Genomic DNA, 26,254 nt, shown 5'->3' on the forward strand with positions numbered 1-26,254 from the left:
GGATGACCCGGCAGCCGGAGCGACCCGGCGCGCAGCAGTGGGTGCCGCCCGAGGGCGACGTCCCGGCGCTGCGTGCCGCGGCACCGGGCTGCCGCGGCTGCGAGCTGTGGGCGCCGGCGACGCAGGTCGTCTTCTCGTCCGGCGACCCGGACGCGCCGCTGGTGCTGGTCGGCGAGCAGCCCGGTGGCAGACCTGCGGATCGCCGTCGCCGCCGCCCGCTGACGGGCCGGGTGCCCGGTCGGGGTACCGTCGCGGCGTGACCGACGACGCCGCTACCCAGTCCGCCGCCGAGGCGACCCCCGCGCCCGTGAGGTTCTCCGACCCCGCGCTGCTGGCCGAGCTCGAGGCGCAGGAGGAGCGGCTGGTGCTGCCGCACCTGACGTACGACGACGCCGCGCGGCTCGGCGCCACCGTCGCGGCGCTGGCCGAGCAGCGGCAGCTGCCGGTGGTGGTGCGGGTCGAGGTGGACACCGCCGAGGGGCCGCACATCGTGTTCCAGCGCGCGTTCCCCGGCTCCTCCACCACCAACGACTGGTGGATCGGCGCCAAGGCCAAGGTGGTGCGCCACTACGGCCACTCGTCGTTCGCCGTGGGCACCCGGTACCGCGTCGACGGCACCACGTTCGAGGAGTCGTCCGGTCTGGACGAGACCTACAAGGCGCACGGCGGCTGCTTCCCGCTGCGGGTGGACGGCCGGCTGGTCGGCGTCGTCGCCGTGTCCGGGCTGCCGCAGCAGGAGGACCACGCGCTCGTCGTCGAAGGCCTCACGGCCTACCTCGCCGGCTGATCCACCGCCTGCCGGACACCGCGGCGTCAGGCGGTCGGCACCGCTGCCGTCACGTCCCGCACCAGGGCGTTCACCTCGTCGGGACCGAAGCCGGCGGCCATGCCGAAGTCCACGGCCACCCGCAGCGGCACCTGCGCCAGCTCCGCCGACCAGTGGGCGGCCAGCTCGCTCACCCCGCCGGCGGCGAGCGCCGCCCGCAGCGCGGGACCGCCCGCAGGGTCCGCCAACCACTCGGCGACCGTGGACATGGCGGTCAGCGGCGGCCAGATCGGCTCGCCGACCACCTCGACCTCGACGGAACCGCGCAGGTCGCGCGACGAGGCGCCGACCTCGACGACGAACGTGCCGCCCTCCACCACCCACCGACGCAGGTCGGGGTGCCAGTACGACAGGTCGCGTGCCGTCAGGGTCAGGCTCACCACCTGCGACTCGCCGGGCGCCAGCCGCACCTTGCGGAACGCCCGCAGCTCGCGCACGGGTCGCTGCACGGCCGCCTCCGGGTCGCCCACGTACACCTGGACCACCTCGGCACCGTCGCGCATGCCGGTGTTGGTCACCCGGACGCTGACGTCGACGGTCACGGCCGCACCCTCGCCCTGCACCTGCGCCGCGACCTCGTCGTACGCGAACGTCGTGTACGTCAGCCCGTGCCCGAAGGGGTACGCCACCTCCAGGTCACGCGCGTCGTACCAGCGGTAGCCCACCAGCACGCCCTCGCCGTACCGGACGTGGCCGCCCTCGCCGGGGAAGCTGCCGAACGCCGGGGTGTCCACCAGGCGGTGCGGGATCGTCTCGGTCAGCCGGCCCTCGGGGGAGCGGTGGCCGAGCAGCACGTCGGCCACCGCCGAGCCGCCCGCCTGCCCGGACAGCCACGTCTCGAGGACGGCCGGGGCGAGCTCGCGCCACGGTGAGACGTTGACGGCGCTGCCGTTGGCCAGCACCACGACGATCCTCGGGTTGACCTGCGCGACGGCGGCCAGCGTCCGCACCTGGTTGTCGGGCAGGCCCCAGCGGGGCCGGTCGTACCCCTCGGACTCGTCGGCGGCCGGCAGACCGAGGAACACCAGCACGACGGACGCGTCGCGCGCCGCCGCCACCGCGTCCGTCCGGAGCACCTCGTCGTGCTCGTCGTCACCCGCCAGCGAGAAGCCGGGGGCGAAGGGCAGCTCCGTCCCGGTGGCCGCGCGGAGCGCCGTCAGAGCGTCGTCGACGCGGGTCGCGTGCACCTGGGACGAGCCCGCGCCCTGGTAGCGCGGGGTGCGGGCGAACTCGCCGACGACGACGGCACCGCGGGCCACGTCCGCGTCGAGGGGCAGCAGCGGTGCACCGCCCACCCGCTCGTTGCGCAGCAGCACCGAACCGGCGGCGGCCGCCTCGCGGGCCAGCTCGTGATGGGCGTCGAGGTCGGCGGTCCCCGGGTCGGCGACGGCCGGCTGCGCACGGTCCACCAGCTGCAGCACGCGGCGGACGGAGCGGTCGAGCACCCGCTCGTCCAGCCGGCCGTCGATCACGGCTGACACCACCTCGAGGTCCGGACGCGACCCGACGCCGGGCATCTGCAGGTCCAGGCCGGCCGTCAGGGCCGCCACCCGGTCGTGCACCGCGCCCCAGTCGGACACGACGACCCCGTCGAACCCCCACTCGTCCCGCAGCACCTCGGTCAGCAGCCACTGGTGCTGCGAGGCGTACGTGCCGTTGATGCGGTTGTACGAGCACATCACCGTCCACGGCTTCGCCTGCGTGACGATCCGCTCGAAGGCCGGCAGGTAGATCTCGCGCAGCGTCCGCTCGTCGACGTCGGCGGAGACCCGCATGCGGTCCGTCTCCTGGTTGTTCGCCGCGAAGTGCTTCAGGGACGTGCCGACGCCCTCGCTCTGCACCCCCTCGACCAGGGCCGCGCCGAGCGCCCCCGCCACCAACGGGTCCTCGGACACGTACTCGAAGTTGCGCCCGCACAGCGGCGTCCGCTTGATGTTCACGCCGGGGCCGAGCAGCACCGAGACCCCGTTCGCCCTGGTCTCGCGGCCCAGCGCCGCGCCGACGCGGCGCAGCAGCTCCGGGTCCCACGACGAGCCCAGGGCGGCGGCCGTCGGGAAGCAGGTGGCGGGCACCGACTCGCCGAGCTCAGCCGAGCCGCCCTCAGCCACCTGCTTGCGCAGCCCGTGCGGGCCGTCCGCCACCATGACGGCCGGCAGCTCGAGCCGCTCGACGGGCTTGGTGTGCCAGAAGTCCGCTCCCGACGTCAGCCGGGCCTTCTCCTGGAGGGTCAGTGCTGCGAGCACGCGGTCGACGTCGACCATCGGTGCAACCTTCCTGTGGCGGCGGTGCGGTCAGGCTATCGCCGCTGTCTGACGAGCGATCAGGCGGCCGGTGGGACCGGCACGTGGGTCAGAGGTTGGAGCTCTGGGCCCCGAAGCCCTGCGTGGCCGAGCCCGTGACGGTCGAGTCCGTGCCCCACAGGCAGTAGGCGGACCTCTCGCCCGCGTCCCACTGGTCCGGGTGCGGCGCCCAGACGTCCGACCAGTCGTCCGCGCCGAGCAGCGCGGAGTTCGCGGCCAGCACGTCGTCCTCGCAGGTCGACAGGGCCCTGTCCAGCTCGGCGCCGGGCTCGTCGGTGCTGTTCACCGGCCGCTCGGCGAGCTGGTACACCGACACCACCTCGAGGTTGTGCGGCGCGGTGCAGGCGACCGGGACGGCGTCGGCCAGCGACCAGGAGCTGGCGTCGCCCTGCAGGCACTCGCCCGGCGTCAGGCCCTGCACCAGTCGGTACTCCGGCAGCGTGGTGCTCGACGCGGAGCCGGTGCGCACCGGCCCCGACGACGCCCGCGACGAGGACGACGCCGAGTCGTCGAACCCGCCGCTGTTCCCCACCACAGCGATCAGCACGACGAACCCGATGATCAGCAGCGTCCCGAAGGCCCCGACCACCACGGCGGCGATGGCCAGGCCGCGTCCCTCGAGCTGGCGGCGCTTGGTGCGCACCATGCCGGCGATGCCGAGCCCCAGCCCGACCGGGAACGTGAGGCCGAACAGGAACCCGCTCAGCGCGACGACCAGTGCGGCGATGGACATGGGGTCGGTCTTGGGGGTGTCCCAGCCACCCGCCGGGCCGTACGGCTGCGCCGTGGGGTAGCCGTACGGGCCGTACGTCGGCACCTGACCGGGTGGCCCGTACGCCGGCTGCTGCCCGTAGACCGGCTGCTGCCCGTAGACCGGCTGCTGGCCGTAGACCGGTTGCTGCCCGTACACCGGCTGCTGCCCGTACACCGGCGCCGGCCCGTACGAAGCCGGCACCGGTGCCTCGCCGTACGGGTTCGGCTGCCCGTACATCGGGGCCGGGGCGCTGCCCCCACCCTGGGGCTGCGAGATCGGTGCGGCGTACGGGTCGGGCTGCTGCGCGGAGCGCTCCGCGGCACCCGGGTCCTGACTCATGCGCCGCAACGTAGCGCAGCGCTCCCCCACGTATGCCCTGGTCCGCGGGCGATCTGTGCCGGCCGGCGCACCTGCCCGCCCAGGTGGGCCCCCGACGTCAGTCGGCGATCGTCAGCACCACCGGCACGTGGTCGGACGGAGCCTTGCCCTTGCGCTCGTTCCGCTCGATGACGACGTCGGTGACCGACGCCGCGAGGGCCGGCGAGGCGTACGTCAGGTCGATGCGCATGCCCTCGTTCCGGGGGAACCGCAGCTGCTGGTAGTCCCAGTACGTGTAGGTGTGCTCCGCAGGGACGTGCTGGCGGGACACCTCGGTGTACCCGGCGGCCGCGATCGCCTCGAACGCCTCCCGCTCGGCGGGCGTGACGTGCGTCCGCCCGGCGAAGAAGCCGATGTCCCAGACGTCCGTGTCCAGCGGGGCGATGTTCCAGTCACCCACCATGGCGATCCGGGCCGACGGGTCCGCCTGCAGCCACCCGCCGGCGGCCTCCCGCAGGCGGTCCAGCCACTCGAGCTTGTAGGTGAAGTGCGGGTCGCCGACGTCGCGACCGTTGGGCACGTACAGGCTCCACACGCGCACCCCGCCGCAGGTGGCGCCCACGGCCCGCGCCTCGACCGCTCCGGGGTCGCCCCACGTCGGCTGGCCCGGGAAACCGTGCTCCACGTCCGCCAGGCCGACCTTCGAGGCGATCGCGACGCCGTTCCACTGGCTGAACCCGCTGGTGACCACCTCGTACCCGAGGGCCTCGAAGCCCTCCCGCGGGAACGACTCGTCCTTGACCTTGGTCTCCTGCATCGCCAGCACGTCGACGCCGGTGCGTTCGAGGTAGGCGAGCACCCGGTCCACGCGGGCACGGATCGAGTTGACGTTCCAGGTGGCCAGGCGCATGGACGGCACGGTACCTGCGACCGGTGACAGCCTCGCCGCACGCCCGCGATCGCGAGGGTCAGCGCGAGGCGGCGTCCAGCGCGGCGACCTCGTCGGGCGTCAGCTCGAGGGTGGTGGACGCCAGCAGGTCCGGCAGCTGGTCGAGGCTGCGGGCGCTCGCGATGGGTGCCACCACCGTCGGCCGACCGCGCAGCCACGCCAGCGCCACGGTCGCATCGGACACGCCGTGCGCCGCCGCGACCTCGTCCAGCACGGGGAGCACCGCGGCCCCTCGACCCTCGAGGTACTGCGCCGCCCGGCCGGCCCGCGGACCGCTCGGCGAGCCGTCGGCGCGGTACTTGCCGGTGAGGAACCCGGACGCCAGCGCGTAGTACGGGAACACGCCCAGGCCGTACGTCTCGGCCCGGGCCCGCAGCCCGTCCTCGAACCCGCGCTCGACGAGGTTGTACTCCGGCTGCAGCGCGACCGGCCGGTGCAGGTTCTCCCGCTCGGTGACGGACAGCCACTCGTCGATGCGGTCCGGCGTGTAGTTGGAGATGCCGAGGTAGCGCACCAGCCCCTCGTCCACCAGGGCGGACAGCGCCCCGAGGGAGTCGGCCAGCGGCACCGACGGGTCGTCGAAGTGCGCGTAGTACAGGTCGATGTGGTCGGTGCCCAGCCGCTGCAGCGACGCGTGCACCGCACCGCGGATCGTCTCCGGTGCCAGGCCCAGGAAGTCCGGGTGCCGCGAGACCTTCGTCGCCACCACCACGTCGTCCCGGCGGCCGCGGCGGGCCAGCCACCGGCCGATGATCGCCTCGCTCTCGCCGCCGGTGTGCCCCGGCACCCAGTGGGAGTACCCGTCGGCCGTGTCCACCATCGACCCGCCCGCGTCCACGAACGCGTCGAGCACGTCGAGGCTCGTCGCCTCGTCGGCCGTCCACCCGAAGACGTTGCCCCCCAGGGCCAGCGGAAGGACCGCGAGGTCCGAGTGGCCCACCTGCACTGTCGTCGTCACGCCGCGCATCGTAAGCACGACGAGGGGCCGCGACGCCGGCTTCTCCGCCCGTCGTCGCGACCCCTCGTCGGGTCAGCGTGCGCTCAGCGCACGTCCTCGTCCACCCAGTCGAAGGACTTGGTGACGGCCTTCTTCCACAGCCGGTACTGGCGGTCGCGCTCGGCGTCGTCCATCGACGGCGTCCAGCGCTTGTCCTCGGCCCAGTTGGCGATGACGTCCTGCTCGCCGTTCCAGAACCCGACGGCGATGCCGGCCGCGTAGGCCGCGCCGAGCGCCGTGGTCTCGGCCACCTTCGGCCGGATCACGGGCACGCCGAGGATGTCGGCCTGGAACTGCATGAGGGCCTCGTTGGCCACCATGCCGCCGTCGACCTTGAGCTCGGTCAGGTCCACGCCGGAGTCGGCGTTCATCGCGTCGAGCACCTCACGGGTCTGGAAGGCGGTGGCCTCCAGGGCGGCCCGTGCGATGTGCCCCTTGTGGACGTACCGGGTGAGGCCGACGAGGACGCCGCGGGCGTCGCCGCGCCAGTACGGCGCGAACAGGCCCGAGAACGCCGGGACGAAGTACGCCCCGCCGTTGTCCTCGACGGTCTCGGCCAGCTGCTCGACCTCGGCCGCGTTCTGGATGAACCCGAGGTTGTCGCGCAGCCACTGGATCAGCGAGCCGGTGACGGCGATCGAGCCCTCGAGCGCGTACACCGTCGGCTGCTCGCCGATCTTGTAGCAGACGGTGGTGAGCAGGCCGTTCTTGGACGGGATGGGCGACGTGCCGGTGTTCAGCAGCATGAAGTTGCCGGTGCCGTAGGTGTTCTTCGCGTTGCCGACCTCGAAGCACGCCTGGCCGAACGTCGCCGCCTGCTGGTCGCCGAGGATGCCGGAGATCGGCACGCCCGGCACCAGGCCGCCCTTGCGACCGTGCCCGTACACCTCGGACGACGAGCGGATCTGCGGCAGCATCGACAGCGGGATGCCCATCTCGCCGGCGATCTCCTCGTTCCACGTCAGCGTGTCGAGGTTCATCAGCATGGTGCGCGAGGCGTTGGTCGGGTCGGTGACGTGGATGCCGCCGTCGACCCCGCCGGTCATGTTCCACAGCACCCACGAGTCGGTGTTGCCGAACGCGAGCTTGCCGGCCTCGGCCTTCTCCCGGGCGCCCTCGACGTTGTCGAGGATCCAGCGGATCTTCGGGCCCGAGAAGTAGGTCGCCAGCGGCAGGCCGACGCGGGACTTGTACCGGTCGGCACCTCCGCCGAGCGCCGCGAGGTCGTCGGCGATCTTCTGGGTGCGGGTGTCCTGCCAGACGATCGCGTTGTAGACGGGCTCGCCGGTCTCCCGGTCCCACACCACGGTGGTCTCGCGCTGGTTGGTGATGCCGACCGCGGCGAGGTCGTCGTAGTTCAGGCTGGCCCGGCCGAGCGCCTGGCCCACCACCTCACGCGTGTTGTCCCAGATCTCCTTCGGGTTGTGCTCCACCCAACCCGGCTTGGGGAAGATCTGCTCGTGCTCCTTCTGGCCGACCGCGACCACCGAACCCGCGTGGTCGAAGATCATCGCGCGGGTGCTCGTGGTGCCCTGGTCGATCGCCATCACGTACTTGTCAGCCATGGTGCCTCCTCGTCGAGGGTCGTTCTCAGATGTGCCGTGGACGGTGGTCAGCCGACGAACCAGTGACCGGTCAGGCCGGCGAGCACGCCGCCGACGATGGGGCCGAAGACCGGCACCCAGGAGTACGCCCAGTCGCTGGAGCCCTTGCCCCGGATCGGCAGCACGAAGTGCGCGATGCGCGGGCCGAGGTCACGGGCGGGGTTGATGGCGTACCCGGTGGGACCACCGAGGCTCAGGCCGATGCCGAGGACGATGAGCGACACGGCGAGCGGGCCGATCTGGGCCGGCGTCTTGCCGGACACGAGCACCCAGAAGACCAGGACGAACGTGCCCAGGACCTCGGTGATGAAGTTCCAGGCGTAGGAGCGGATCGCCGGGCCGGTGGAGAAGACGCCCAGCTTGGTGGCCGGGTCGGCGTCCTCGTCGAAGTGCTTCTTGTAGGCGAGGTACACCAGCACGGCACCGATGAAGGCACCGAGGAGCTCAGCCACGATGAACAGCAGCGCGTTCGTCGCGGTCATGTCGATGCCCGGGGCCAGCGTCTTGGCGCCGGACGCCCAGACGCCGAGAACCACGGCGGGGTTCAGGTAGCCGCCCGACTTGAAGGCGACGTACACGCCGGCCATGACGGCGATGCACCATCCGAAGGTGATGACGATCCACCCGCCGTTGAAACCCTTGTTCCTGGGCAAGATCACATTGGCAACCACGCCGCCACCGAGAAGGATCAGCATTCCGGTGCCGAGCACCTCCGAGATGAAGGCTTGCCCGATCGTGTAGTTCACGTGGACCTCTTTCGTCGACGTCGTTGTCTGCATCGCCCGCGACATCGGTCGCGGGGGTCCTGAGGGGGCAGCCGTCAGGCGTGCCCCGTGGTGCCGGCCGACCCGGCGGAACCCGGGCCGACCGAGCCGGTGCCGGTCCCGGGCGTCGCGACGCCCTCGAGCGGCTGCATCGGCGACAGGTCCGGCACCTGCAGCCGGACGTGCTCGGCCGAGGCGTCGTCGGGCTGCTCGGCGGCGTCGTGCTCCGCCTTGGCCCGGGCCTTGTACGCCTCGATCTCCTTCTCGCGGGTCGCGGCGTCCCAGCCGAGCTCGGCCGCCAGCAGGTCGGCGATCTGGTCGAGCGCGCCGACGCCCTTGTCCGCCTGCTCGTAGTTGAGCCGGGTGCGGTGCATCAGCACGTCGTCCAGGTGCAGGGCGCCCTCGTGGGTCGCCGCGTAGACGATCTCCGCACCGATGTACGCCGGGGCGCCGTGCAGCGGCTGCGCCAGCTCGGGACGGGCGTCGACCAGGTCGATCAGCTCGCCGAGCAGCGAGCCGTACCGGTGCAGCAGATGGTCCATCCGGTGCTGCTCCCAGCCGTACCGCAGCCCGATGGCCCGCGCCTGCCGCTGGAACACGCGCAGCCCCTCCGCACCGACCAGAGGCACCTCGTGGGTGATCGACGGCAGCGTCGTCGCCCGCGAGCCGATGGCGAAGTCCACCGCGTCCTTGGCCATCACGCGGTAGGTGGTGAGCTTGCCGCCGGCGATCACCGTCAGCCCCGGCGTCGGGGACGCGACGGTGTGCTCGCGGGACACCTTGGCGGAGCTGGTGCCCTCCTTGGTGCCGGGCTGCAGCAGCGGCCGCAGGCCGGCCCACACGCCGATCACGTCCTCGCGGGTCAACGGCCGGGCCAGCACCGCGTTGGCGTGCTCGATCACGTAGTCGATGTCCGCGCTGGTGGCGACCGGGTGGGTCAGCTCCTGGTGCCACGGGGTGTCCGTGGTGCCGATCACCCAGTAGCGGGACCACGGGATGATGAACAGCACCGACTTCTCGGTCTGCAGGATCAGGCCGGTGTCGCCCTGGATGCGGGCGCGGGGCACGACGATGTGGATGCCCTTGCTGGCCAGCACCCGCAGGCCACCGCCGCTGCGGGCCAGGGCCTCGGTCTTCTCCGTCCAGACGCCGGTCGCGTTGATGACGGCCCGGGCCCGCACGTCGAACCGCTCCCCGGTCTCCAGGTCCTCGAGCAGCGCGCCGCTGACGGCGCCGCCGGTGGTCGTGTGCAGGTCGAGCACCTGCGTGCGCGAGGCGGCGTGGGCGCCGTAGGAGACGGCGGTGCGGACGAGCGTCTCGACCAGGCGGGCGTCGTCGACGCTGGCGTCCCAGTAGCGGATGGCGCCGATCGCGGCGTCGTGCCGCAGGTCCGGGAACATCCGCTCCATGCCCTTGCGGGTCAGGTGGCGGTGGATCGGCATCGCGCGGCGGGTGCCGGACGCGGTGGCCAGCGTGTCGTAGAGCGCGACGCCGGCGCCGACGTAGGCGCGCTCCCAGACGCGGTTCTCCAGCGGGTACAGGAAGCTGACGGGCTTGACCAGGTGCGGCGCCAGCTTGGAGATCAGCAGGTCCCGCTCGGTCAGCGCCTCGTGCACCAGGTGGAAGTCGAGCATCTGCAGGTACCGCAGGCCGCCGTGCACCAGCTTCGACGACCGGCTCGACGTGCCCGACGCCCAGTCCTGCGCCTCGACCATCGCCACGTCCAGCCCGCGGGTGACCGCGTCGAGCGCGATGCCGGCACCGGTCACGCCACCGCCGATCACCAGGATGTCCAGCTCGGAGTCCCGCTCCGTCGAGCGACGCAACCGCTCCAGGGAGTCGGTCCGGGCCTGGACGGTGAGCGGGGCGGTCCTCATGTGGCTGGCTCCTCGGTGCTGGTGACGGTGCTGCCGGGCTGTCGCGACGACGGTGTCGCGGCCGTTCGGGCCATGGGCCCGGGACGAACGGCCCGGTTTCGCCCTATCCTCGGCAGCGGCGGAACGTACGCGCAACAGCAGTGCACAAATGTGCACGCAGGGGCGAGGAGGCACCTGTGTACGTGGAGCGGGAGCAGGACGTGCTGCGGGCCGCGTCGATGTACTACCTGCAGGACATGAAGATGGAGGTCATCGCCCGGCACCTCGGGACCTCCCGCTCCACCGTCTCGCGGCTGATCAAGCGCGCACGGCAGTCCGGGCTGGTCGAGATCACGCTCCGGCCGGCGAGCACGCGTGCACCGGGCATCGGCCGTTCGCTCACCGCGGCGTTCGGGGTCGACGCCTACGTGGTGGCCGTGCCCGACTCGGCGGGGACCGTGGAACGCCTCGAGCAGGTCGCGATGACGGCCGCCAAGCTGCTGACCTCGTGGTTCGACTCCGACATGGTGCTCGGGGTCGCCTGGGGGACCACGCTGGCGGCCGTCTCCCGGTACCTGACCCCCAAGGCCACCCGGGGGTCGGCGGTGGTGCAGCTGAACGGCGCCGCCAACATGCGCACCAGCGGGATCGAGTACGCGTCGGACCTGATCTCGTCGTTCGGGACGGCGTTCGGCGCGGGCGTGCACCACTTCTCGGTGCCGGCCTTCTTCGACTACCCGGACACCAAGGCCGCGATGTGGCGCGAACGGTCGGTGCGGCGCGTGCTGGACATGCAGGCGCGCGTGGACATCGCCCTGTTCAGCGTCGGTGCGGTGGCCGGTGCCGTGCCCAGCCACGTGTACTCGGCCGGGTACCTGGACGACGACGACGTGCAGGCGCTGCACGACGAGGGCGTGGTGGGCGACGTGTGCACGGTGTTCCTGCGGGCCGACGGCTCGTGGGCGGACGTGCCGCTGAACGCCCGTGCCACCGGCCCGTCGCCGGACGAGCTGAAGCACATCCCGCGGCGCGTGTGCGTCGTCGCCGGTGACAACAAGGTGGCGCCGCTGCTCGCCGCCCTGCGCGCCGGGGTGGTCACCGACCTGGTGGTGGACGAGATCACGGCGACCGGGCTGCTCGAGCACGTCGACGTGCCGCGGGTCGGACGGCCGCGCTCGCGGACGTAGGGCTCTGCGCCCCGGCGACGTCGAACCCGGGTCGGGGCCCGCGCCGGGCGACAGGTACCGTGACCCGCGTGAGCGAGGTCGTGGTCCGGGCCGCCGTGCCCGCCGATGTGCACGCCGTCCACGACCTGGTGGAGCCCTACGCCGAGCAGCGCATCCTGCTGCCCAAGGAGTGGGTCGGGTACTACGAGGCCGTCCAGGAGTTCCTGGTCGCCGTGGTCGACGACGAGGTGGTCGGCTGCGGCGCCCTGCACGTCATGTGGTCGGACCTCGCCGAGATCCGCACGCTGGCGGTGCGCCCCGACCAGCGCCGGCACGGCGTGGGGCACGCGCTGCTCGGCGGCCTGGTGGAGCGCGCCCGGGACCTCGGCCTCGCGCGCGTGTTCTGCCTGACGTTCGAGGTCGACTTCTTCGCCTCGCACGGCTTCCAGGTGATCCAGGGGACGCCGGTGGACCCGTCCGTCTACGCCGAGCTGCTGCGCTCGCACGACGACGGCGTCGCGGAGTTCCTGGACCTGGCGCGCGTGAAGCCGAACACCCTGGGCAACACCCGGATGCTGCTGGAGCTGTAGCGGCCGCGCAGGTCAGGCGGGTAGCCGGTACCGGGCCGGCTCGTCGTCGGACGCCGTGGGCAGGGTCTCGACGAGGCCGTCCGCGAGCAGGCCCCGCACCGCCCGCTCCAGCTGCGTGCGGTCCGGCCACACCGCCTCGACGCCCGCCGCCGGGACCGGCTCGAGCGCCTCTCGCAGCAGGGCCATCACCCGTCCACGGACCTGCCGGTCGGTGCCGGCGAACGCCTGGGTGCGGCGGCGGTGGGCGTGCTCGTCGTCCGGCCGCCCGGCGAGCAGCCAGGCGCAGCGGTCGGCCACCGGGCACACCCCGCAGCGCGGGGACCGCGCGGTGCACACCAGCGCACCCAGCTCCATCGTCGCGACCGCCCACCGGGCGGCGGTGGCGTCGTCGTCGGGCACCCAGGCGGCGGCGCGCTGCCGCTCGGCGACGGTCTGGGCCGGCGGCGGCAGGGCGGTCCCCCCGAGCAGCCGGCCCAGCACGCGGCGCACGTTGGTGTCCAGCACCACGGACCGACGGCCGAACCCGAACGCCAGCACGGCGGCGGCGGTGTACTCCCCGACTCCGGGCAGCGCGCGGAGCGCGGCCGGGTCGTCGGGGACCTGCCCGCCGTGCCGCTGCACGAGCGTGCACGCGCACTCCCGCAACCGCAGCGCCCGCCGGGGGTACCCGAGCCGGTCCCACGCGCGCAGCACGTCCGCCGTCGAGGCCGCGGCCAGCGCCGCCGGGGTGGGCCAGCGGTCCATCCATGCCCGCCACGCCGGCTCCACCCGGACCACCGGCGTCTGCTGCAGCATCACCTCGCTGACCAGCACGCCCCACGCCGTCCGGTCCGGCGCCCGCCACGGCAGGTCGCGGGCGTTGTCCCGGTACCAGTCGAGGAGCGTGCCGTGCAGTGCGGCGGCGTCCGACGACAGCGGAGGCGGGCCCTCGAGCACCGGACCATGGTCCCAGACGTTCGTCCCAGGACAGGAAGAGCGCCCCACGCGTACCGTCGTCACATGGTCGACGGCCCGTCGGCGGACACCGGTGCGCGGACCCACTGGGTGACGCAACGGTCGGCGACGCCCGGGACCACCACCTGCGTGCACCAGCCGCCGCCCACCACCGCCGGCATCCCCGTGGTGTCAGCGCGACCCGTGGTGCAGACCGCGCTGTGCCGGTCCATCGGCGAGGTGGACGAGGTGATCGGCTCCCACGGTGCGGCCGCCCACTGCTGGTGCCAGGCCGACCGGCTGTCCGGTGCGGAGCTGCACACCCTGACGCCGACGGAGCTGCGGGCCCGGCTGGCCGCCCGCATCGCGCAGGACTCACCGGCCCCCGGGGTCATCGCGAGCATCGGGGGCGAACGGGTCGGCTGGTGCTCCGTGGCACCGCGCGCGGAGTTCGTGCGCGCGCGCAGCTGCAGCGCGATGTCGGTGCCGAGCACGCAGCCCGACGACCCCGCGGTGTGGTCCGTCACCTGCTTCGTGGTGCGCGCCGGCTTCCGCCGGCGTGGGGTCGCCACCGCGCTGCTCGACGCGGCCGTCGAGCACGCCCGCTCGTCCGGCGCCGGCTGGCTCGAGGGGTACCCGGCGGACACCTCCGAGCGGTCCGAGCCCGAGGGCGACTCGCTGCACCGGGGGACGCTGCACCTGTTCCAGCGCGCCGGCTTCGAGCTGGTGGCGCGGCCGCGGCACGGGCGGGCGATCGTCCGGCTCGAGCTGTAGGGACCCCGCGCGGGCGCGTCCTGCGCGGATCCGTTCGCTGCGCTTCGTAGCGTGGTTGCCCGACGGGCGTCCGGTGGGGGCGGCCGCCTGCACGACGGAGGGCGACGAACGTGGCGACGACGAGCCGGAGGCTGCCGGCCCGGGTGTACTGGGTGCGACGGGCGGTGGTGCTCGGCGTGCCGCTGGTGCTGCTGCTCCTGGTGCTCGTCGTGATCCACCCGTGGGCCGGCAAGGCCGCGGACCGCGCCGCCGCCCGCGCACCGGTCACCACGTCGGCGACGACGTCCGCGGCGGCACCCGCCGCGCCGGCGAGCCCGTCACCGACGCCGACCCCCACACCGTCCCTGCGTGGGGGTGTCGGCGACTGCCAGCCGGCACAGCTCGCGCTCGGCCTCACGCCGACGGCGGTGGACGTGCCGGCCGGCGTCAGCCCGACGTTCACGGTGACCATCAAGAACACGGGGACGGCGCCGTGCCTGGTCGATGCCGGCGACGCCTACCGCGAGGTGGTGATCACGTCCGGTGCGGACCGGGTGTGGTCGTCCAAGGACTGCGTGGCCGCCAACGCACCGCGGCGGACGCTGCTGCTGGCCGCGGGCCAGTCCGACACCACCCAGGTGCCGTGGAACCGGGTGCGCTCGGCGGCCGGGTGCCCCGGTGGGCTGTCACGTCCGGGGACGGGGACGTACCAGGCGACGCTGAACCTCGCGGGCGCGACCGGCGGGCCGGCGGTGTTCGTCCTGCACTGAGCTCGCGCTGCACGGGCGGCACGGAGGGTCGTCGACGACCCCAGCGGGACGGGTGTCAGACGTAGCGCTCGAGGATGCTGGACTCGGCGAGCCGGGACAGTCCCTCGCGGACCGACCGGGCGCGCTGCTCGCCGACACCGTCGACGGACATCAGGTCGTCCACGCCGGCCGCGAGGAGCTTCTGCAGGCCGCCGAAGTGTGCGACGAGCCGGTCGACCACGGTGCTGGGCAGGCGCGGGACCCGCGACAGCAGGCGGTAGCCGCGGGGGCCGACCGCGCCGTCGAGCGTGTCCGTGCTGCCCGGCAGGCCCAGCACGCGGGCGATGTGCGCCAGGTCCAGCAGCTCGGTGGACGTCAGGTCGGCCAGGGCGGCCAGCACCTGGTCGACGTCGCGGCGCGAGGTGTCGACGTAGTCGCGGATCACCAGCGCCCGATCGGCGCCCGCCCCGGCGATCAGCTCGTCGAGCTGCAGTGCCAGGAGGCGGCCGTCGGAACCGAGCTCGACGACGTAGCCGTCGATCTCCTCGCTGATGCGGCGCACCATCTCTAGGCGCTGCACCACCGCGGACACGTCCCGCACCGTGACCAGGTCCTCGATCTCGAGGGCCGACAGGGTGCCGCTGACCTCGTCCAGCCGGGCCTTGTACCGCTCCAGGGTCGCCAGCGCCTGGTTGGCGCGGGACAGGATGGTGGTCGAGTCCTCGAGCTGGTGCCGGGCGTCGCCGACGTAGATCGCGATGATCCGCATCGACGCGGACACCGAGATCACCGGCAGGCCGGTCTGCTTGGCGACGCGCTCGGCGGTGCGGTGACGGGTGCCCGACTCGGACGTCTCGATGCTGGGGTCCGGGAGCAGCTGCACCGCGGCGCGGACGATGCGGTTGGTCACCGGGTCCAGCACCACGGCGCCGTCCATCTTGCACAGCTCGCGCAGGCGGGTGGCGCTGAACTCGACGTCCAGCACGAAGCCACCCGAGCACAGGCGCTCGACGGCCTCGTCCATGCCGAGCACGATCAGCGCCCCGGTCCGCCCCCGCAGGATGCGCTCGAGCCCGTCGCGCAGGCCGCTGCCGGGCGCGACGGCGCTGAGGGTGGAGCGGAGCAGCTCCTCCTGGGACGGGGCAGGCACCAGGCGATGGTATAGGCCGATGCTGCGGAGAGCCTGGAGGGGTCCGCGGGCGTTCGGGTGAGATGGCACCGCCCGCGGGACGGGCACGACGGCGTCGACCCGGAGCAGGTCAGCCGTGCTGGCCACCCCGCAGCCGGGTCACATTGGCGGGGACACCGACTCCCGCGGCGTCGACCGCCTGCGCCAGGTCGCCGGCGCCGATCACCTGCATGCCTTCCGGGACGATGAGGCCCTCGAGGCTGCCGGCCGGCACCACGGCCCGCCGGAAGCCGAGCCGAGCGGCCTCCGCCAGCCGCCTGTCCACCCCGGCCACCGTCCGGATCTCGCCGGCGAGGCCGACCTCGCCCACCGCGACCAGCCCGCGCACCAACGTCTCGTCCTCCCGCGCGCTGACGGTCGCGAGTGCCAGCGCCAGGTCGGCTGCCGGCTCGACGACCCGGGCCCCGCCGACGGTGGACACGTAGACGTCCTGGTCGGAGAGGCGTGCGCCGAGCCGGCGCTGCAGCACGGCGAGCACCATCGACAGCCGGGCGGAGTCGACCCCGGAGGTGGTCCGGCGCGGGTTCGGTGCCGCGCTCGGTGCGACGAGCGCCTGCACCTCTGTGGCGAGCGGGCGGCGGCCCTCGAGCGTCACCGTCAGGCAGGTGCCGGGCACCGGGTGCAGCGCCTGGGACACGAACAGACCGCTCGGGTCGGCGAGGCCGACGATGCCGCGCTCCGACAGGTCGAAGCAGCCGACCTCGTCCGTCGGGCCGTACCTGTTCTTGGTGGCGCGCAGCATCCGGAGGCGAGAGTGCCGGTCGCCCTCGAACTGGCACACGACGTCCACCAGGTGCTCCAGCGTCCGTGGGCCCGCCACCGACCCGTCCTTGGTCACGTGGCCGACGAGCACCACCGGCAGGTCACGGCTCTTGGCGGTGGCGATCAGGGCCGCGGCGACCTCTCGGACCTGCGCGACACCGCCGGCCGTGCCGTCCACCAGGGCGGACGCGACCGTCTGCACCGAGTCGAGCACCAGCAGGTCCGGGTCGACCTGCTCGACGTGACCCAGGACGGTGGCGAGGTCCGTCTCGTCCGCCAGCCGCAGTCCGGGGTGCAGCGCTCCGATGCGGTCGGCGCGGAGCCGGACCTGGCCCGCGGACTCCTCGCCGGTGATGTACAGCACGGTGCGGCCGGCAGCGGCCGTGCGGGCGGCCACGTCGAGCAGCAGCGTGGACTTGCCGACGCCCGGCTCGCCGGCCAGCAGCACGACGGCGCCGGGCACGAGCCCGCCGCCGAGCACGCGGTCCAGCTCGGACACACCTGTGGGACGGGCCCGGGCCGCCTCCACGTCGATCTCGCCGATGGGCCGTGCGGGCGACCGTGTCGGCACCACCGCGGCCGTGCGGGGCGCGCCGCCGCCCGGCCCGACGTCCTCGGACACCGACCCCCACGCCTGGCACTCGCCGCAACGGCCGACCCACTTCGACGTGGTCCACCCGCACTCGACGCAGCGGAAGGCCGGGCGGCTGCGGTCGGCGCGAGCGGCGTCACCACGGGGGGTCGCCGGGCGGCGCACGGAGGTGCTGGTCACGCGTCGGACGGTAGCGGTGGGCACCGACACGGCCCCGGAGCAGGGGCACGACGCGGCGGACGCGTCGATAGGCTGCCGTCCGTCCGGCGCTCGGCCGGCGGTGCGGGGGTGGGACGGCATGAGCGAGACGGCACACCACAGCGGGTCGGGGACGGGCGGGCGTCCGGCCTGGCTGCTTCCGGTGGCGATCGTCGCCGCCGTGGTGGTGGTCGCCGGGATCGTCGTCGGCGTCGTGCTGTCGCAGCGCTCGGGCAAGAGCGGCGCGACCGGTTCGCCCGCCGCCGCCAGCACCGTGGTGCTGCCGTCGCCCACGCCGACCGTCACGGCCGTCGCGCGGCAGGCGACCTCCGCCTTCGCCAAGGCGCTGCCGACCAGCGTGCTGCAGTACGCGCTCGCCACCTCGACGGCGGACACCGCCTGGCAGAACGCCGGTGCCCTCGAGGCGTGGGAGGAGACGTACACGGACGGGTCCGCGCACACGCTGAAGCTGCGTGCGGGCCAGTGGGAGACCGCCGACCAGGCGAAGGCGTTCGCGGCGACCCTGGTGGCGGCCGTGGCGACGCCCGCACCGACCGCCTCGGCCGCCGCCACCCCGTCGGCCGGAGCGAGCTCGACCGCCACCGCCGGGCTGCCGAAGTCGGGGGACGTCACCGCCGGTGGTGCGACGGTCGGCACCTACTCGGTGGTGGACTCCGGGGACGGCACCGCGACGGCGGTGTGGACCAACGGCCAGTCGGTGTTCATGCTGGTCGCGCCCGCTGCGGAGGCGTACGCCGCCTACACGGCGTTCCCGCTCTGAGCCGGGGCGACCTGGTCGCTCGTCGGCCGCCTACACCCGGCTCGTCGGTACGAGGTAGCGCCGCACACGTGCCGCACCGTCCGCCAGCACGTCCTGGAGCACGCCGCCGCAGCGCTCGATGACGGCCGCTGACGCCACGTTGGCGTCGTCGCACGTCACCAGCGCCTGCTCGATGCCGAGACCGGCCGTGATCGCCAGACCCCCGCGGAGCAGCGCGGTGGCATAGCCGCGCCGGCGGTAGGCCGGCCGGACGCCGTAGCCGATGTGCCCGCCGACGCGGGCGAGGTACTCGTTCAGCCGGTGCCGCACGGACACGCGGCCGACCAGGTCGCCGTCCACCACGCCGACCAGGAACGTCGCCGGCACGTAGCCCGGCGGCAGGTCGCGCCCCTCCCGCGTCGCCGCCAGAAGCTCGACGTACCGGTCGAACGGCCGGCCGTCGCGCCCGACGAGGAAGTCGAAACCCTCGGCGGCGAGCTCGCGCTCGGCGAGCAGCGCCTGGGCCTCGTCGGCCGTCGTCAGGGGGCGGAGCAGCAGGGTCGGCTCGGGCATCCGCCGATGGTAGGGGGCGGTCGCCGGTGGCAGGGGTGGTGGGCGGGACGACGCCCGAACGGCCTCGGCGGAGAGGTCGCCGCCGCTACGGTGACGGTGACGTCAGGGGGCGGTCGGGATGGGCACGAGGTACGGGTCCGCGGCGGCGGTGGCGACGGTGCTGCTTCTCGGGGGGTGCGGCGTCGCGGGTGCGGCGCCGGGGCCGGTGAGCGGGCCCGTGAGCGCTCCGACGCCGACACCGACGCTCTGCGCCGAGTTCCCACCGCAGCCCCCGCTCCCCGGCGATGTCGAGGGCTGGTGGAGCTCCACGCCGGCGGACGCGGACGGGAACGTGCTGACCGATCCGGCGGACTGGCCCGCCCAGCTGCGGGAGCACCCACGGACCGCGCTCGTGGACGCGGCCACGGGCCGCGTTGTCTCGAGCTGGGACCGGCGCACCTGCGGGCAGATCCCCGACTTCCGGCCGCCGAGCGGGCTCAGCGGGAACCAGCTGGTGGTGCTCGATGCGGACTCGGGCGGCGTGCTGGAGTCGATGCCGATGCAGCGGTAGCGCTCGACGGCGGACAAATGTGACACAAATGCAAGAATTGTGATATAATAGAATGTCATGTCTTCACATGACGATTCTCTGGCGGGCCTCGATCCCGCCGTCCGGCAGTTTCTCCAGGACTGGACCCGGCTCGACGATCCTGCAGTGGCGCAGCGGCTGCTCGGGCCGGTGATCCTGGTCGGCGGTGCCGGCGTCGCCGGTGGCGCCCCGCCGTCGACGACGGCGCTGCCGAGCGAGCGGTTCGTCGCGGCGGTCGTCGGCCGGCAGCACGCGATGGCCGACCTGCCCGCGCCGCGGCTGGGACGGGTCGACGTGGTGGAGCTGGGTGCGGCCCGTCTCGTCGTGACCGCGCAGTGGCACGTGGCGGGGCCCGGTGGCCCGCTCGAGCTGGTCGGGGACTTCCTGCTCGAGCGGACCGCCGGGCCCGGTCTGCGTGCGCTGGCCTACCTGCCTCGCACCGATGTGACGGCGATGGTCGCGGGTCAGGCCCCCGTCGTGGACGACGAGGAGGCGGAGCCGGATGCCGGGGCCGTGAGGTCGTAGACCGTCACCCCGTCGACCGTCTGGGCGGTGTAGGTGGCGGCGACCCACGAGCTGATCTGGCCGGCGACGTCCGAGCCGCCGTTCGACCGGCCGAGGCCGCTGCCACCGATGTAGTAGTGGACCTGGCCGGCGGCGACCCACGCCTGGAACTGCGCGAGGGTCGGTGACGGGTCGGAGCCGTTGAAGCCGCCGATCGGCATCACGGACTGCTGCGTGGCCAGCTGGTAGCTCGCGGCGTTCTGCGAGCCGGTGGTCGCGGCGACCCAGCGGTACCGCGAGGCGTCGGCCTCGAGCATCGTCTTGAGGGTGGCGCTGACCGTCGTGCCGTTGAGCAGGCCGCCCATGCCGCCTGCGCCACCGGCGGTGCGGCCGGCGAAGCCCTGGCTCGGCACGGCGCCGGTGCCAGTCTGGCCGGTCCCGGTCGAGCCGGTGCCCGGCTGACCGCCAGGCAGCTGACCCGTCGTCCCGCCCGGTGCACCCACCGGAGGCTGCCCCTGCGTGCCACCCGGGAACTGGCCACCGCGGAACTGGCCACCGCGGAACTGGCCGCGCATCCCGCCAGGACCGCCGCCGAACCCGCTGCCGGCCACGGTCGGACCGGCGCTCACGATGGAGCCCGTGTGCGCGGTGGACACGGTCTGCAGCGTGTACGCGGTGGGCCCGGCCAGCGAGGCGGCCAGGGCAACCGCGGCACCGACGCCGGTCATGCGCCGGCCGGCACGCCCGCCGACCAGGCCGGGCCCGGCCAGCAGCAGCACCGCGCCCATGACGGCGGCGGCGAGGATCGCCACCCGCAGCCACGGCAGCCAGGTGGACGAGCGGCCGAGCAGCTGCCAGGCCCACGCCGCGGTGAGCAGCGTGGTTCCGGCCAGGACGAGGCGCGCGGCGATCGTCGTGCGCCGCCGCCACAGCAGCACCGACCCGATGCCGACCGGGGCGGCGACCGCCGGGGCGAGGGCGACGGTGTAGTACGCGTGGAAGATGCCGGCCATGAAGGAGAACGTCAGGCCCGTGACCACGAGCCACGCGAGCCAGGCACCGACCTGGGCGCGGGCACCGCTGGTCCGCGGCGCGCGACGCAGCAGCCACAGCGCCGCCACCGCGAGGATCAGCGCGGCGGGCACCAGCCACGCGATCTGACCACCGACCTCGGAGCCGAACATCCGGGTGATGCCCGTGGCGCCCCAGTTGCCGCCGGCGTTGCCGCCACCGCCGCCGACCGACCCGACCTCGCTCCCGGTGATGCGGCCGAGGCCGTTGTAGCCGAACGTCAGCTCGAGGAACGAGTTGGTCTGCGAGCCCCCGACGTACGGCCGGGACGACGCGGGCCACAGCTCCACGAGTGCCACCCACCAGCCGGCGGAGAGGACCATCGCGGCGACGGCGAGCAGGCCGTCGCGGACCCGCTTGAGCAGCGGCACGGGACCGGCCCACAGGAACACGGCCGCCAGGCCGGGCAGGACGAGGAACGCCTGCAGCTGCTTGGTGAGGAACGCGAGTCCGACGAACACGCCGGCCAGGACCATCCACCGGGTGGTGCGTGGGCCGTCGACCGCCCGCATGGTGGCCCACACCGAGGCGATCAGCAGCAGGACCAGCAGGGCGTCCGGGTTGTTGAACCGGAACATCAGGGCCGCGACGGGGGTCAGCGCCAGGACGGCGCCCGCCAGCAGGCCGGCCGTGGCACCGAAGTGGCGGCGGACCGTGCGGTAGAGGAGGGCGACGGACGCGACGCCCATCAGCGCCTGCGGCACCAGGATCGACCAGGACGACAGGCCGAAGATCCGCACCGACAGCCCCATCACCCACAGGGCGGCCGGGGGCTTGTCCACGGTGATGGAGCCGCCCGCGTCGGACGCCCCCCAGAGGAATGCCGACCAGGACCTGCTGCCGGCCTGGGCCGCCGCCGAGTAGAAGGAGTTGGCGTAGCCGGAGGCGGCGAGGTTCCAGAGGAACAGGGCCGCGGTGACGACGAGCAGACCGACGAACGCGGGGGTGTCCCAGCGGCGGTGGGCGGGGAGGTCGGTGAGCGTCGGGCGTGGGCCGAGGGGGGCCGGGGCGCCGTCGGACGGGGTGACGTCCGTCGGGTGCGGGCCTGTGGTCGGGTCGAAGGCCGGGGTGCCGAGGGGCACGGGCGCCGGGATGGGTGCGGGGCCGCCGGCGGCGCCGGGGGGCTGGATCGGGGCGGTGGTGGTCATCGGAGGATCCCTTCCGTGGCGGGCACGGTCGTGGCAGCCGGTGCCGGGAGCGCGGCCGCGGTGGTCGGTGAGCCGGGCACGAGCGCGGCGGCCGGTGCGGCCGCGGCGCGGAACACCCAGCCGCGCAGCAGGACGAAGCGCAGGACGGTGGCGACGAGGTTGGCGACGGTCAGCACGACGAGCTCGGCCGTCCGCCCGGCACCGGGCGCCAGCAGGTGCAGGCCCGTCAGCGAGCCGGACGTCAGCGCCCAGGCCAGGGCGAACACCAGCAGCCCCTGTCCCTGGTGCTGCACGGCGCGGTTCCGGCCGCGGACGCCGAACGTGAACGCGCGGTTCGCGGCGGTGTTGGCCACGGCCGTGATCAGCAGCGCCAGGACGTTGGCGGCCTGCGCACCGAAGACCGGGGCCAGCACCAGGTACAGCAGCGCGTAGGCGAGCGTCGAGGCGACCCCGACGGCGGCGAACCGGACCAGCTGACCGAGCAGCCGGCGGTCGCGACGTGCGGTGCTGCCGGGGTGTGGTGTCCCCCCGGACGCGGCGTCGACCTCGTCGGCCACGGCCTCGTCGTACGCCGTCTCGTCCGCCGCGAACGCCGCGTCGGACGCCAGCGTCAGGTGCTGGCGGATCTCCTGCAGCGGCAGCCGCCCTGAGACCAGCTCGCGTGCCAGCCGGACGATGCCGGCCAGGTCGCCCCGAGCCGTCGCGACCACGTCCACCCGGCTGTCCGGGTCGTCCACCCAGTCCACCGGCACCTCGTGGATGCGCAGCCCGGCCTTCTCGGCCACCACCAGCAGCTCGGTGTCGAAGAACCAGCCCGTGTCGCTGACCAGGGGCAGCAGCTGCCGGGCCGCGTCCGCGCGGATCGCCTTGAACCCGCACTGCGCGTCCGAGAACCGCGCGGCCAGCGTGCCGTGCAGCAGCACGTTGTAGCAGCGGGAGATCACCTCGCGGCGCGGGCCGCGCAGCACCCGCGACGAGCGGGACAACCGGGTGCCGATGGCCAGGTGCGAGTGGCCCGAGATCAGCGGGGCGACCAGCGGCAGCAGGGCCGACAGGTCGGTGGACAGGTCCACGTCCATGTAGGCGAGCACGGCGGCGTCCGAGGCGGTCCAGGCGGTGCGGAGCGCCCTCCCGCGGCCCTTGGCCTCGAGGTGCAGCAGTCGCACGCCCGGCAGCTCCTGGGCGAGCCGCAGGGCGATCGCCCACGTGCCGTCCGTCGAGGCGTTGTCCGCGATGGTCAGCCGTGCCGGGTAGGGGAAGTGCTCGTCGAGGTACCGCCGGGTGGCGCGCACGGCGCGCTCCAGGTCCTTCTCCTCGTCGTGCACCGGGATGACCAGGTCGAGCACCGGCGCGAGCGGCGTCCGGGGGACCTGGTCCGGCGCCGGCGCGGGAGCCGGCTGGTCGAGGCTGGTGGTGTCCATGCCTCGAGGTTGCCGAGCGGACCTACGCGGTCGGCAGGTGCTCCCTGTGGCGCTGCTGTGGGGCCCGCGACTGAGCCGGGGCCGGCTTCGGAGCCGGCGTCGGCGGAGGTGCGGCGGCCGGCAGCCGGACGACGAACTGGGTGTGCCCCGGCTCGCTCTCGACGGACAGCTCGCCGCCGTGCGCGGCGACCACGGCGTGCGCGATCGCCAGCCCGAGCCCGGTCGACGAGCCCGCGGCGCGGTTGCGCGAGGCGTCCCCACGGGTGAACCGCTGGAACAGCCGCTCGCGCAGGTCCGGCGGGATGCCGGGGCCGTCGTCGGTCACCCGCACGACGACGTCAGCACCCTCCCGGGTCACGGCCACCTGCACGTGCGTGCCCGCCGGGGTGTGCACGCGGGCGTTGGTCAGCAGGTTGGCGAGCACCTGGCGCAGGCGGTGGTCGTCACCGAGCACCTCGGTGGACGGCTCGTCGTCCGGGTCGGGATCGAGCTCGTCGACGGCGTCGTCGGTGAGGTCGTCGTCGTCGAAGCGGTCCACGAAGCCGTCGGGCACATCGTCCGGGACGTCGTCGCCACCCGGCAGCGCGAGGCTCCACGTGTGGTCCGGCCCGGAGGCGTGCGCGTCCGCGACCGCATCCACGGCCAGCGCCGACAGGTCCACCGGCTCGTGCTCCAGCGGCTGCGCGGCGTCCAGCCGGGCCAGCAGCAGCATGTCCTCGACCAGGGCGGTCATCCGGACCGTCTCCGCCTCGACCCGGGTCATCGCCTGCCGCGCGTCGCCCGGCAGCTCCTCCTCGGAGCGGCGCACCAGCTCCGCGTACCCGCGGATCGACGCGAGCGGGGTGCGCAGCTCGTGGCTCGCGTCGGCGACGAACCGGCGCACCTGCGACTCGGACTCGTGGCGCGCGGCCAGCGCCTGCTCGACGTGGCCCAGCATCCGGTTCAGTGCCGCACCGACCTGGCCGACCTCGGTGGTCGAGTCGGTGTCGCGCGCCGGCACCCGGTCACGGATCCGCACGGCGCCCTTGTCCAGCGGCAGCTCGGACACGCGCGTGGCCGTGGCGGCCACCCGGATCAGCGGTCGCAGCTCGCGGCGCAGCAGCACGTTGGCGCCGACGGCGGCCAGGGTGAGCCCGACGACGGCCACCAGCACCTCGACGACGACGTACCGCTCGACCGTCGCCTCCATGTCGCTGGTCGGCAGGGCGGTCACCACGGTGGCGCCCGTCTCGGTGTGGACGGCCACCGCCCGGTAGCCGCCGAGCGCGCCGAGGTCGGCCGGGTGCACGGTGCCGTCCGGCGGCAGAGCGAGCAGCGTCGCCTGCTGCGTGGCGTCCAGGTGGTGGTAGGTGCCGTCGGTGCCGATGTAGCCGGCGCGGGTCACGCCGGCGGTGACGACGATGTTGGCCGTCCCGACCTCCTGGCCCGGACCCTCGAACCAGGGCGGGCGGGTGTCGGCGGAGGGTGTCGGCGGGGTGGTGGCAGACGGGGTCGGGGAGGTGCCGGACGCCGCCGCGGCCGATCCGGTGCCGGTCGTGCCGTTGGTGCCGCTCGTGCTCCGCTCGGGCGCGTGCACCGCACGCTGGCTCGCCGACCGCAGCCGGTCGTCCATCTGCGCGACGAGCGACGCCCGCAGCGCGAGGGTCGAGGCGACCCCCATCACCGTCGCGACGACGGCGAGCAGTCCCAGGACGGTGGCCAGCAGCCGCCGCCGCAGAGTCCAGCGCGTGCTCACGCCGCCGGGCGCAGCACGTACCCCACGCCGCGCAGGGTGTGCAGCATCGGCGCCCGTCCCTTGTCGATCTTGCGGCGCAGGTAGCTGACGTACAGCTCGACGATGTTGGCCTGCCCGCCGAAGTCGTACTGCCACACCCGGTCCAGGATCTGGGCCTTGGACAGCACCCTGCGCGGGTTGCGCATGAAGTACCGCAGCAGCTCGAACTCGGTGGCGGTCAGGTGGACCTCGTCGGCACCCCGCCACACCTCGTGGCTGTCCTCGTCCATCCGCAGGTCGCCCACCACCAGCTGGGCCTCCTCACGACCCGACGCCGCACCGGCCCGGCGCAGCAGCGCACGCAGGCGTGCGACGACCTCCTCCAGGCTGAACGGCTTGGTCACGTAGTCGTCGCCACCGGCGGTCAGGCCGGCGATGCGGTCCTCGACGGCGTCCTTCGCGGTGAGGAACAGCACCGGCACGTTGGGGTGGGTCGCGCGGACGCGGGCCAGCACCTCCAGACCGGTGAGGTCCGGCAGCATGATGTCCAGCACGATGACGTCCGGGTCCAGGTCCTTGGCCCGACGGACGGCCGCGTGGCCGGTCAGCGCGTGCTCCACCTGCCAGCCCTCGTACCGCAGCGCCGTGGACAGCAGCTCGGCCAGGTTGGGCTCGTCGTCCACGACGAGCGCGCGGACGGGGGAGCCGTCGGCACGGGTCAGCACGTCGGGGCGTCGGGCGGCGGTGGTCGTCATGCGACCAGCGTGGGAGCGGACGCTGTGGCGGCCCTGGATCGAGCCTGAGAGTTTGCTGTGCCACGCGCGGGCGGCGGCCGAGCACGGTTCAGTGCGTGTGAGGCAGGCCCAGCTCGTGCAGCCGTTCGTGCTCCTCACGGGCGCGCTGACGCGCAGCCACCCGGGCGGCGACGTCCTCACGGCGCAGCGGCGGGAGCTTCGCCGGCGGGTTCCGGCGTTCCGGCAGGTCGTCGAGCACCTGCGCGGTCGCGGCCGCGACCGCCGCGACGGCGGCGTCGAACGCCTCCCGGGTCACGTCGGTGACCTTGGTGATGCCGGTGACCTTGCGGACGTACTGGACCGCCGCGGCCTGGATCTCGTCAGTGGTGGCGGGCGGCTCGAGGCCGCGCAGGGTGGTGATGTTGCGGCACATCCCTCGACGGTAGGCGCGCCGGCCGACA

Annotated in this window: 25 protein-coding genes; 9 read left to right on the forward strand and 16 right to left on the reverse strand. The window is 74.0% G+C overall.

Annotation, left to right across the window (positions count from 1 at the left end):
- Positions 1 to 2 precede the first annotated feature (2 nt).
- Positions 3 to 260 (forward strand): hypothetical protein, encoded by a 258-nt coding sequence (locus N0B34_RS10040; protein WP_263731229.1) that lies wholly within the window; start codon positions 3 to 5, stop codon positions 258 to 260.
- On the forward strand, positions 257 to 787 hold the full coding sequence (locus N0B34_RS10045) for a heme-degrading domain-containing protein (RefSeq protein ID WP_263731230.1): 531 nt from the start codon (positions 257 to 259) through the stop codon (positions 785 to 787). Before N0B34_RS10040 ends, N0B34_RS10045 begins: the two co-directional genes overlap by 4 nt.
- A gap of 26 nt (positions 788 to 813) precedes the next feature.
- Here the strand turns inward: N0B34_RS10045 and N0B34_RS10050 are convergent, their stop codons facing one another.
- The 7 genes from N0B34_RS10050 to N0B34_RS10080 all read right to left on the reverse strand — a co-directional run bounded on the left by N0B34_RS10050 (position 814) and on the right by N0B34_RS10080 (position 10,389).
- Positions 814 to 3,087: a glycoside hydrolase family 3 C-terminal domain-containing protein gene (locus N0B34_RS10050; RefSeq protein ID WP_263731231.1), complete on the reverse strand. Its 2,274-nt coding sequence runs from the start codon at positions 3,085 to 3,087 to the stop codon at positions 814 to 816.
- 88 nt (positions 3,088 to 3,175) lie between these two features.
- Entirely contained in the window at positions 3,176 to 4,219 is a 1,044-nt protein-coding gene (locus tag N0B34_RS10055) for a DUF4190 domain-containing protein (RefSeq protein ID WP_263731232.1), read from the reverse strand.
- 97 nt (positions 4,220 to 4,316) lie between these two features.
- The gene (locus tag N0B34_RS10060) at positions 4,317 to 5,108 is read right to left on the reverse strand and encodes an exodeoxyribonuclease III (RefSeq protein WP_263731233.1); all 792 of its coding nucleotides are present in this window, start codon (positions 5,106 to 5,108) and stop codon (positions 4,317 to 4,319) included.
- A 58-nt stretch (positions 5,109 to 5,166) separates the two neighbouring features.
- Positions 5,167 to 6,114: an aldo/keto reductase gene (locus tag N0B34_RS10065; RefSeq protein WP_412175724.1), complete on the reverse strand. Its 948-nt coding sequence runs from the start codon at positions 6,112 to 6,114 to the stop codon at positions 5,167 to 5,169.
- A 74-nt stretch (positions 6,115 to 6,188) separates the two neighbouring features.
- Positions 6,189 to 7,709, reverse strand: a complete 1,521-nt coding sequence (glpK, locus tag N0B34_RS10070) for a glycerol kinase GlpK (protein ID WP_263731235.1) — start codon at positions 7,707 to 7,709, stop codon at positions 6,189 to 6,191.
- 47 nt (positions 7,710 to 7,756) lie between these two features.
- The gene (locus N0B34_RS10075; RefSeq protein WP_412175725.1) at positions 7,757 to 8,527 is read right to left on the reverse strand and encodes an MIP/aquaporin family protein; all 771 of its coding nucleotides are present in this window, start codon (positions 8,525 to 8,527) and stop codon (positions 7,757 to 7,759) included.
- A gap of 41 nt (positions 8,528 to 8,568) precedes the next feature.
- Positions 8,569 to 10,389: a glycerol-3-phosphate dehydrogenase/oxidase gene (locus tag N0B34_RS10080; RefSeq protein ID WP_263731238.1), complete on the reverse strand. Its 1,821-nt coding sequence runs from the start codon at positions 10,387 to 10,389 to the stop codon at positions 8,569 to 8,571.
- Between the two features lie 176 nt (positions 10,390 to 10,565).
- Here N0B34_RS10080 and N0B34_RS10085 point away from each other — a divergent pair, with 176 nt between their 5' ends.
- Together N0B34_RS10085 and N0B34_RS10090 are read left to right on the forward strand one after the other, a co-directional pair.
- Positions 10,566 to 11,555, forward strand: a complete 990-nt coding sequence (locus N0B34_RS10085) for a sugar-binding transcriptional regulator (protein WP_263731239.1) — start codon at positions 10,566 to 10,568, stop codon at positions 11,553 to 11,555.
- A 68-nt stretch (positions 11,556 to 11,623) separates the two neighbouring features.
- Positions 11,624 to 12,124 carry an amino-acid N-acetyltransferase gene (locus N0B34_RS10090; protein WP_263731240.1) on the forward strand — a complete coding sequence of 167 codons (501 nt, stop codon included), beginning with the start codon at positions 11,624 to 11,626 and terminating at the stop codon, positions 12,122 to 12,124.
- A 12-nt stretch (positions 12,125 to 12,136) separates the two neighbouring features.
- On the opposite strand, the gene N0B34_RS10095 is transcribed toward N0B34_RS10090, so the two are convergent.
- Positions 12,137 to 13,060, reverse strand: a complete 924-nt coding sequence (locus N0B34_RS10095) for an A/G-specific adenine glycosylase (RefSeq protein ID WP_318529982.1) — start codon at positions 13,058 to 13,060, stop codon at positions 12,137 to 12,139.
- Positions 13,061 to 13,123: 63 nt separating this feature from the next.
- On the opposite strand from N0B34_RS10095, the gene N0B34_RS10100 reads away from it, so the two are divergent.
- Positions 13,124 to 13,831: a GNAT family N-acetyltransferase gene (locus N0B34_RS10100; protein ID WP_263731242.1), complete on the forward strand. Its 708-nt coding sequence runs from the start codon at positions 13,124 to 13,126 to the stop codon at positions 13,829 to 13,831.
- A 110-nt stretch (positions 13,832 to 13,941) separates the two neighbouring features.
- Complete coding sequence (locus N0B34_RS10105) at positions 13,942 to 14,580, forward strand: hypothetical protein (RefSeq protein ID WP_263731243.1); 639 nt, start codon at positions 13,942 to 13,944, stop codon at positions 14,578 to 14,580.
- A 55-nt stretch (positions 14,581 to 14,635) separates the two neighbouring features.
- Here the strand turns inward: N0B34_RS10105 and disA are convergent, their stop codons facing one another.
- Both disA and radA read right to left on the reverse strand, forming a co-directional pair.
- Positions 14,636 to 15,709 (reverse strand): DNA integrity scanning diadenylate cyclase DisA, encoded by a 1,074-nt coding sequence (disA, locus tag N0B34_RS10110; protein ID WP_412175726.1) that lies wholly within the window; start codon positions 15,707 to 15,709, stop codon positions 14,636 to 14,638.
- A 109-nt stretch (positions 15,710 to 15,818) separates the two neighbouring features.
- Positions 15,819 to 17,282, reverse strand: a complete 1,464-nt coding sequence (gene radA / locus N0B34_RS10115; protein ID WP_263731244.1) for a DNA repair protein RadA — start codon at positions 17,280 to 17,282, stop codon at positions 15,819 to 15,821.
- Positions 17,283 to 17,400: 118 nt separating this feature from the next.
- Between radA and N0B34_RS10120 the strand changes: the two genes are divergently transcribed.
- Positions 17,401 to 18,081, forward strand: coding sequence for a hypothetical protein (locus N0B34_RS10120; RefSeq protein ID WP_263731245.1), 681 nt, complete (start codon positions 17,401 to 17,403; stop codon positions 18,079 to 18,081).
- A gap of 30 nt (positions 18,082 to 18,111) precedes the next feature.
- Here the strand turns inward: N0B34_RS10120 and N0B34_RS10125 are convergent, their stop codons facing one another.
- Complete coding sequence (locus tag N0B34_RS10125) at positions 18,112 to 18,633, reverse strand: GNAT family N-acetyltransferase (RefSeq protein ID WP_263731246.1); 522 nt, start codon at positions 18,631 to 18,633, stop codon at positions 18,112 to 18,114.
- Between the two features lie 217 nt (positions 18,634 to 18,850).
- Here N0B34_RS10125 and N0B34_RS10130 point away from each other — a divergent pair, with 217 nt between their 5' ends.
- On the forward strand, positions 18,851 to 19,183 hold the full coding sequence (locus N0B34_RS10130) for a hypothetical protein (RefSeq protein ID WP_263731247.1): 333 nt from the start codon (positions 18,851 to 18,853) through the stop codon (positions 19,181 to 19,183).
- A 57-nt stretch (positions 19,184 to 19,240) separates the two neighbouring features.
- Positions 19,241 to 19,726: a hypothetical protein gene (locus tag N0B34_RS10135; RefSeq protein ID WP_263731248.1), complete on the forward strand. Its 486-nt coding sequence runs from the start codon at positions 19,241 to 19,243 to the stop codon at positions 19,724 to 19,726.
- On the opposite strand, the gene N0B34_RS10140 is transcribed toward N0B34_RS10135, so the two are convergent.
- From N0B34_RS10140 to N0B34_RS10160, 5 genes are all read right to left on the reverse strand, one after another.
- Entirely contained in the window at positions 19,666 to 21,924 is a 2,259-nt protein-coding gene (locus N0B34_RS10140; RefSeq protein ID WP_263731249.1) for a glycosyltransferase family 39 protein, read from the reverse strand. The genes N0B34_RS10135 and N0B34_RS10140 overlap by 61 nt on opposite strands.
- Positions 21,921 to 23,345: a bifunctional glycosyltransferase family 2/GtrA family protein gene (locus tag N0B34_RS10145; RefSeq protein ID WP_263731250.1), complete on the reverse strand. Its 1,425-nt coding sequence runs from the start codon at positions 23,343 to 23,345 to the stop codon at positions 21,921 to 21,923. Before N0B34_RS10145 ends, N0B34_RS10140 begins: the two co-directional genes overlap by 4 nt.
- Positions 23,346 to 23,367: 22 nt before the next feature.
- Positions 23,368 to 25,080: a sensor histidine kinase gene (locus N0B34_RS10150; RefSeq protein ID WP_263731252.1), complete on the reverse strand. Its 1,713-nt coding sequence runs from the start codon at positions 25,078 to 25,080 to the stop codon at positions 23,368 to 23,370.
- A complete protein-coding gene (locus N0B34_RS10155) occupies positions 25,077 to 25,814 on the reverse strand; it encodes a response regulator transcription factor (RefSeq protein WP_263731254.1) in 738 nt (245 codons plus the stop codon). The genes N0B34_RS10150 and N0B34_RS10155 overlap by 4 nt, the downstream gene beginning before the upstream one ends.
- A gap of 88 nt (positions 25,815 to 25,902) precedes the next feature.
- A complete protein-coding gene (locus tag N0B34_RS10160; protein ID WP_263731255.1) occupies positions 25,903 to 26,226 on the reverse strand; it encodes a DUF2277 domain-containing protein in 324 nt (107 codons plus the stop codon).
- Between the last annotated feature and the right edge of the window lie 28 nt (positions 26,227 to 26,254).

Origin of the sequence: Cellulomonas sp. SG140 (assembly GCF_025770785.1) — a bacterium.
Lineage (GTDB): Bacteria > Actinomycetota > Actinomycetes > Actinomycetales > Cellulomonadaceae > Cellulomonas.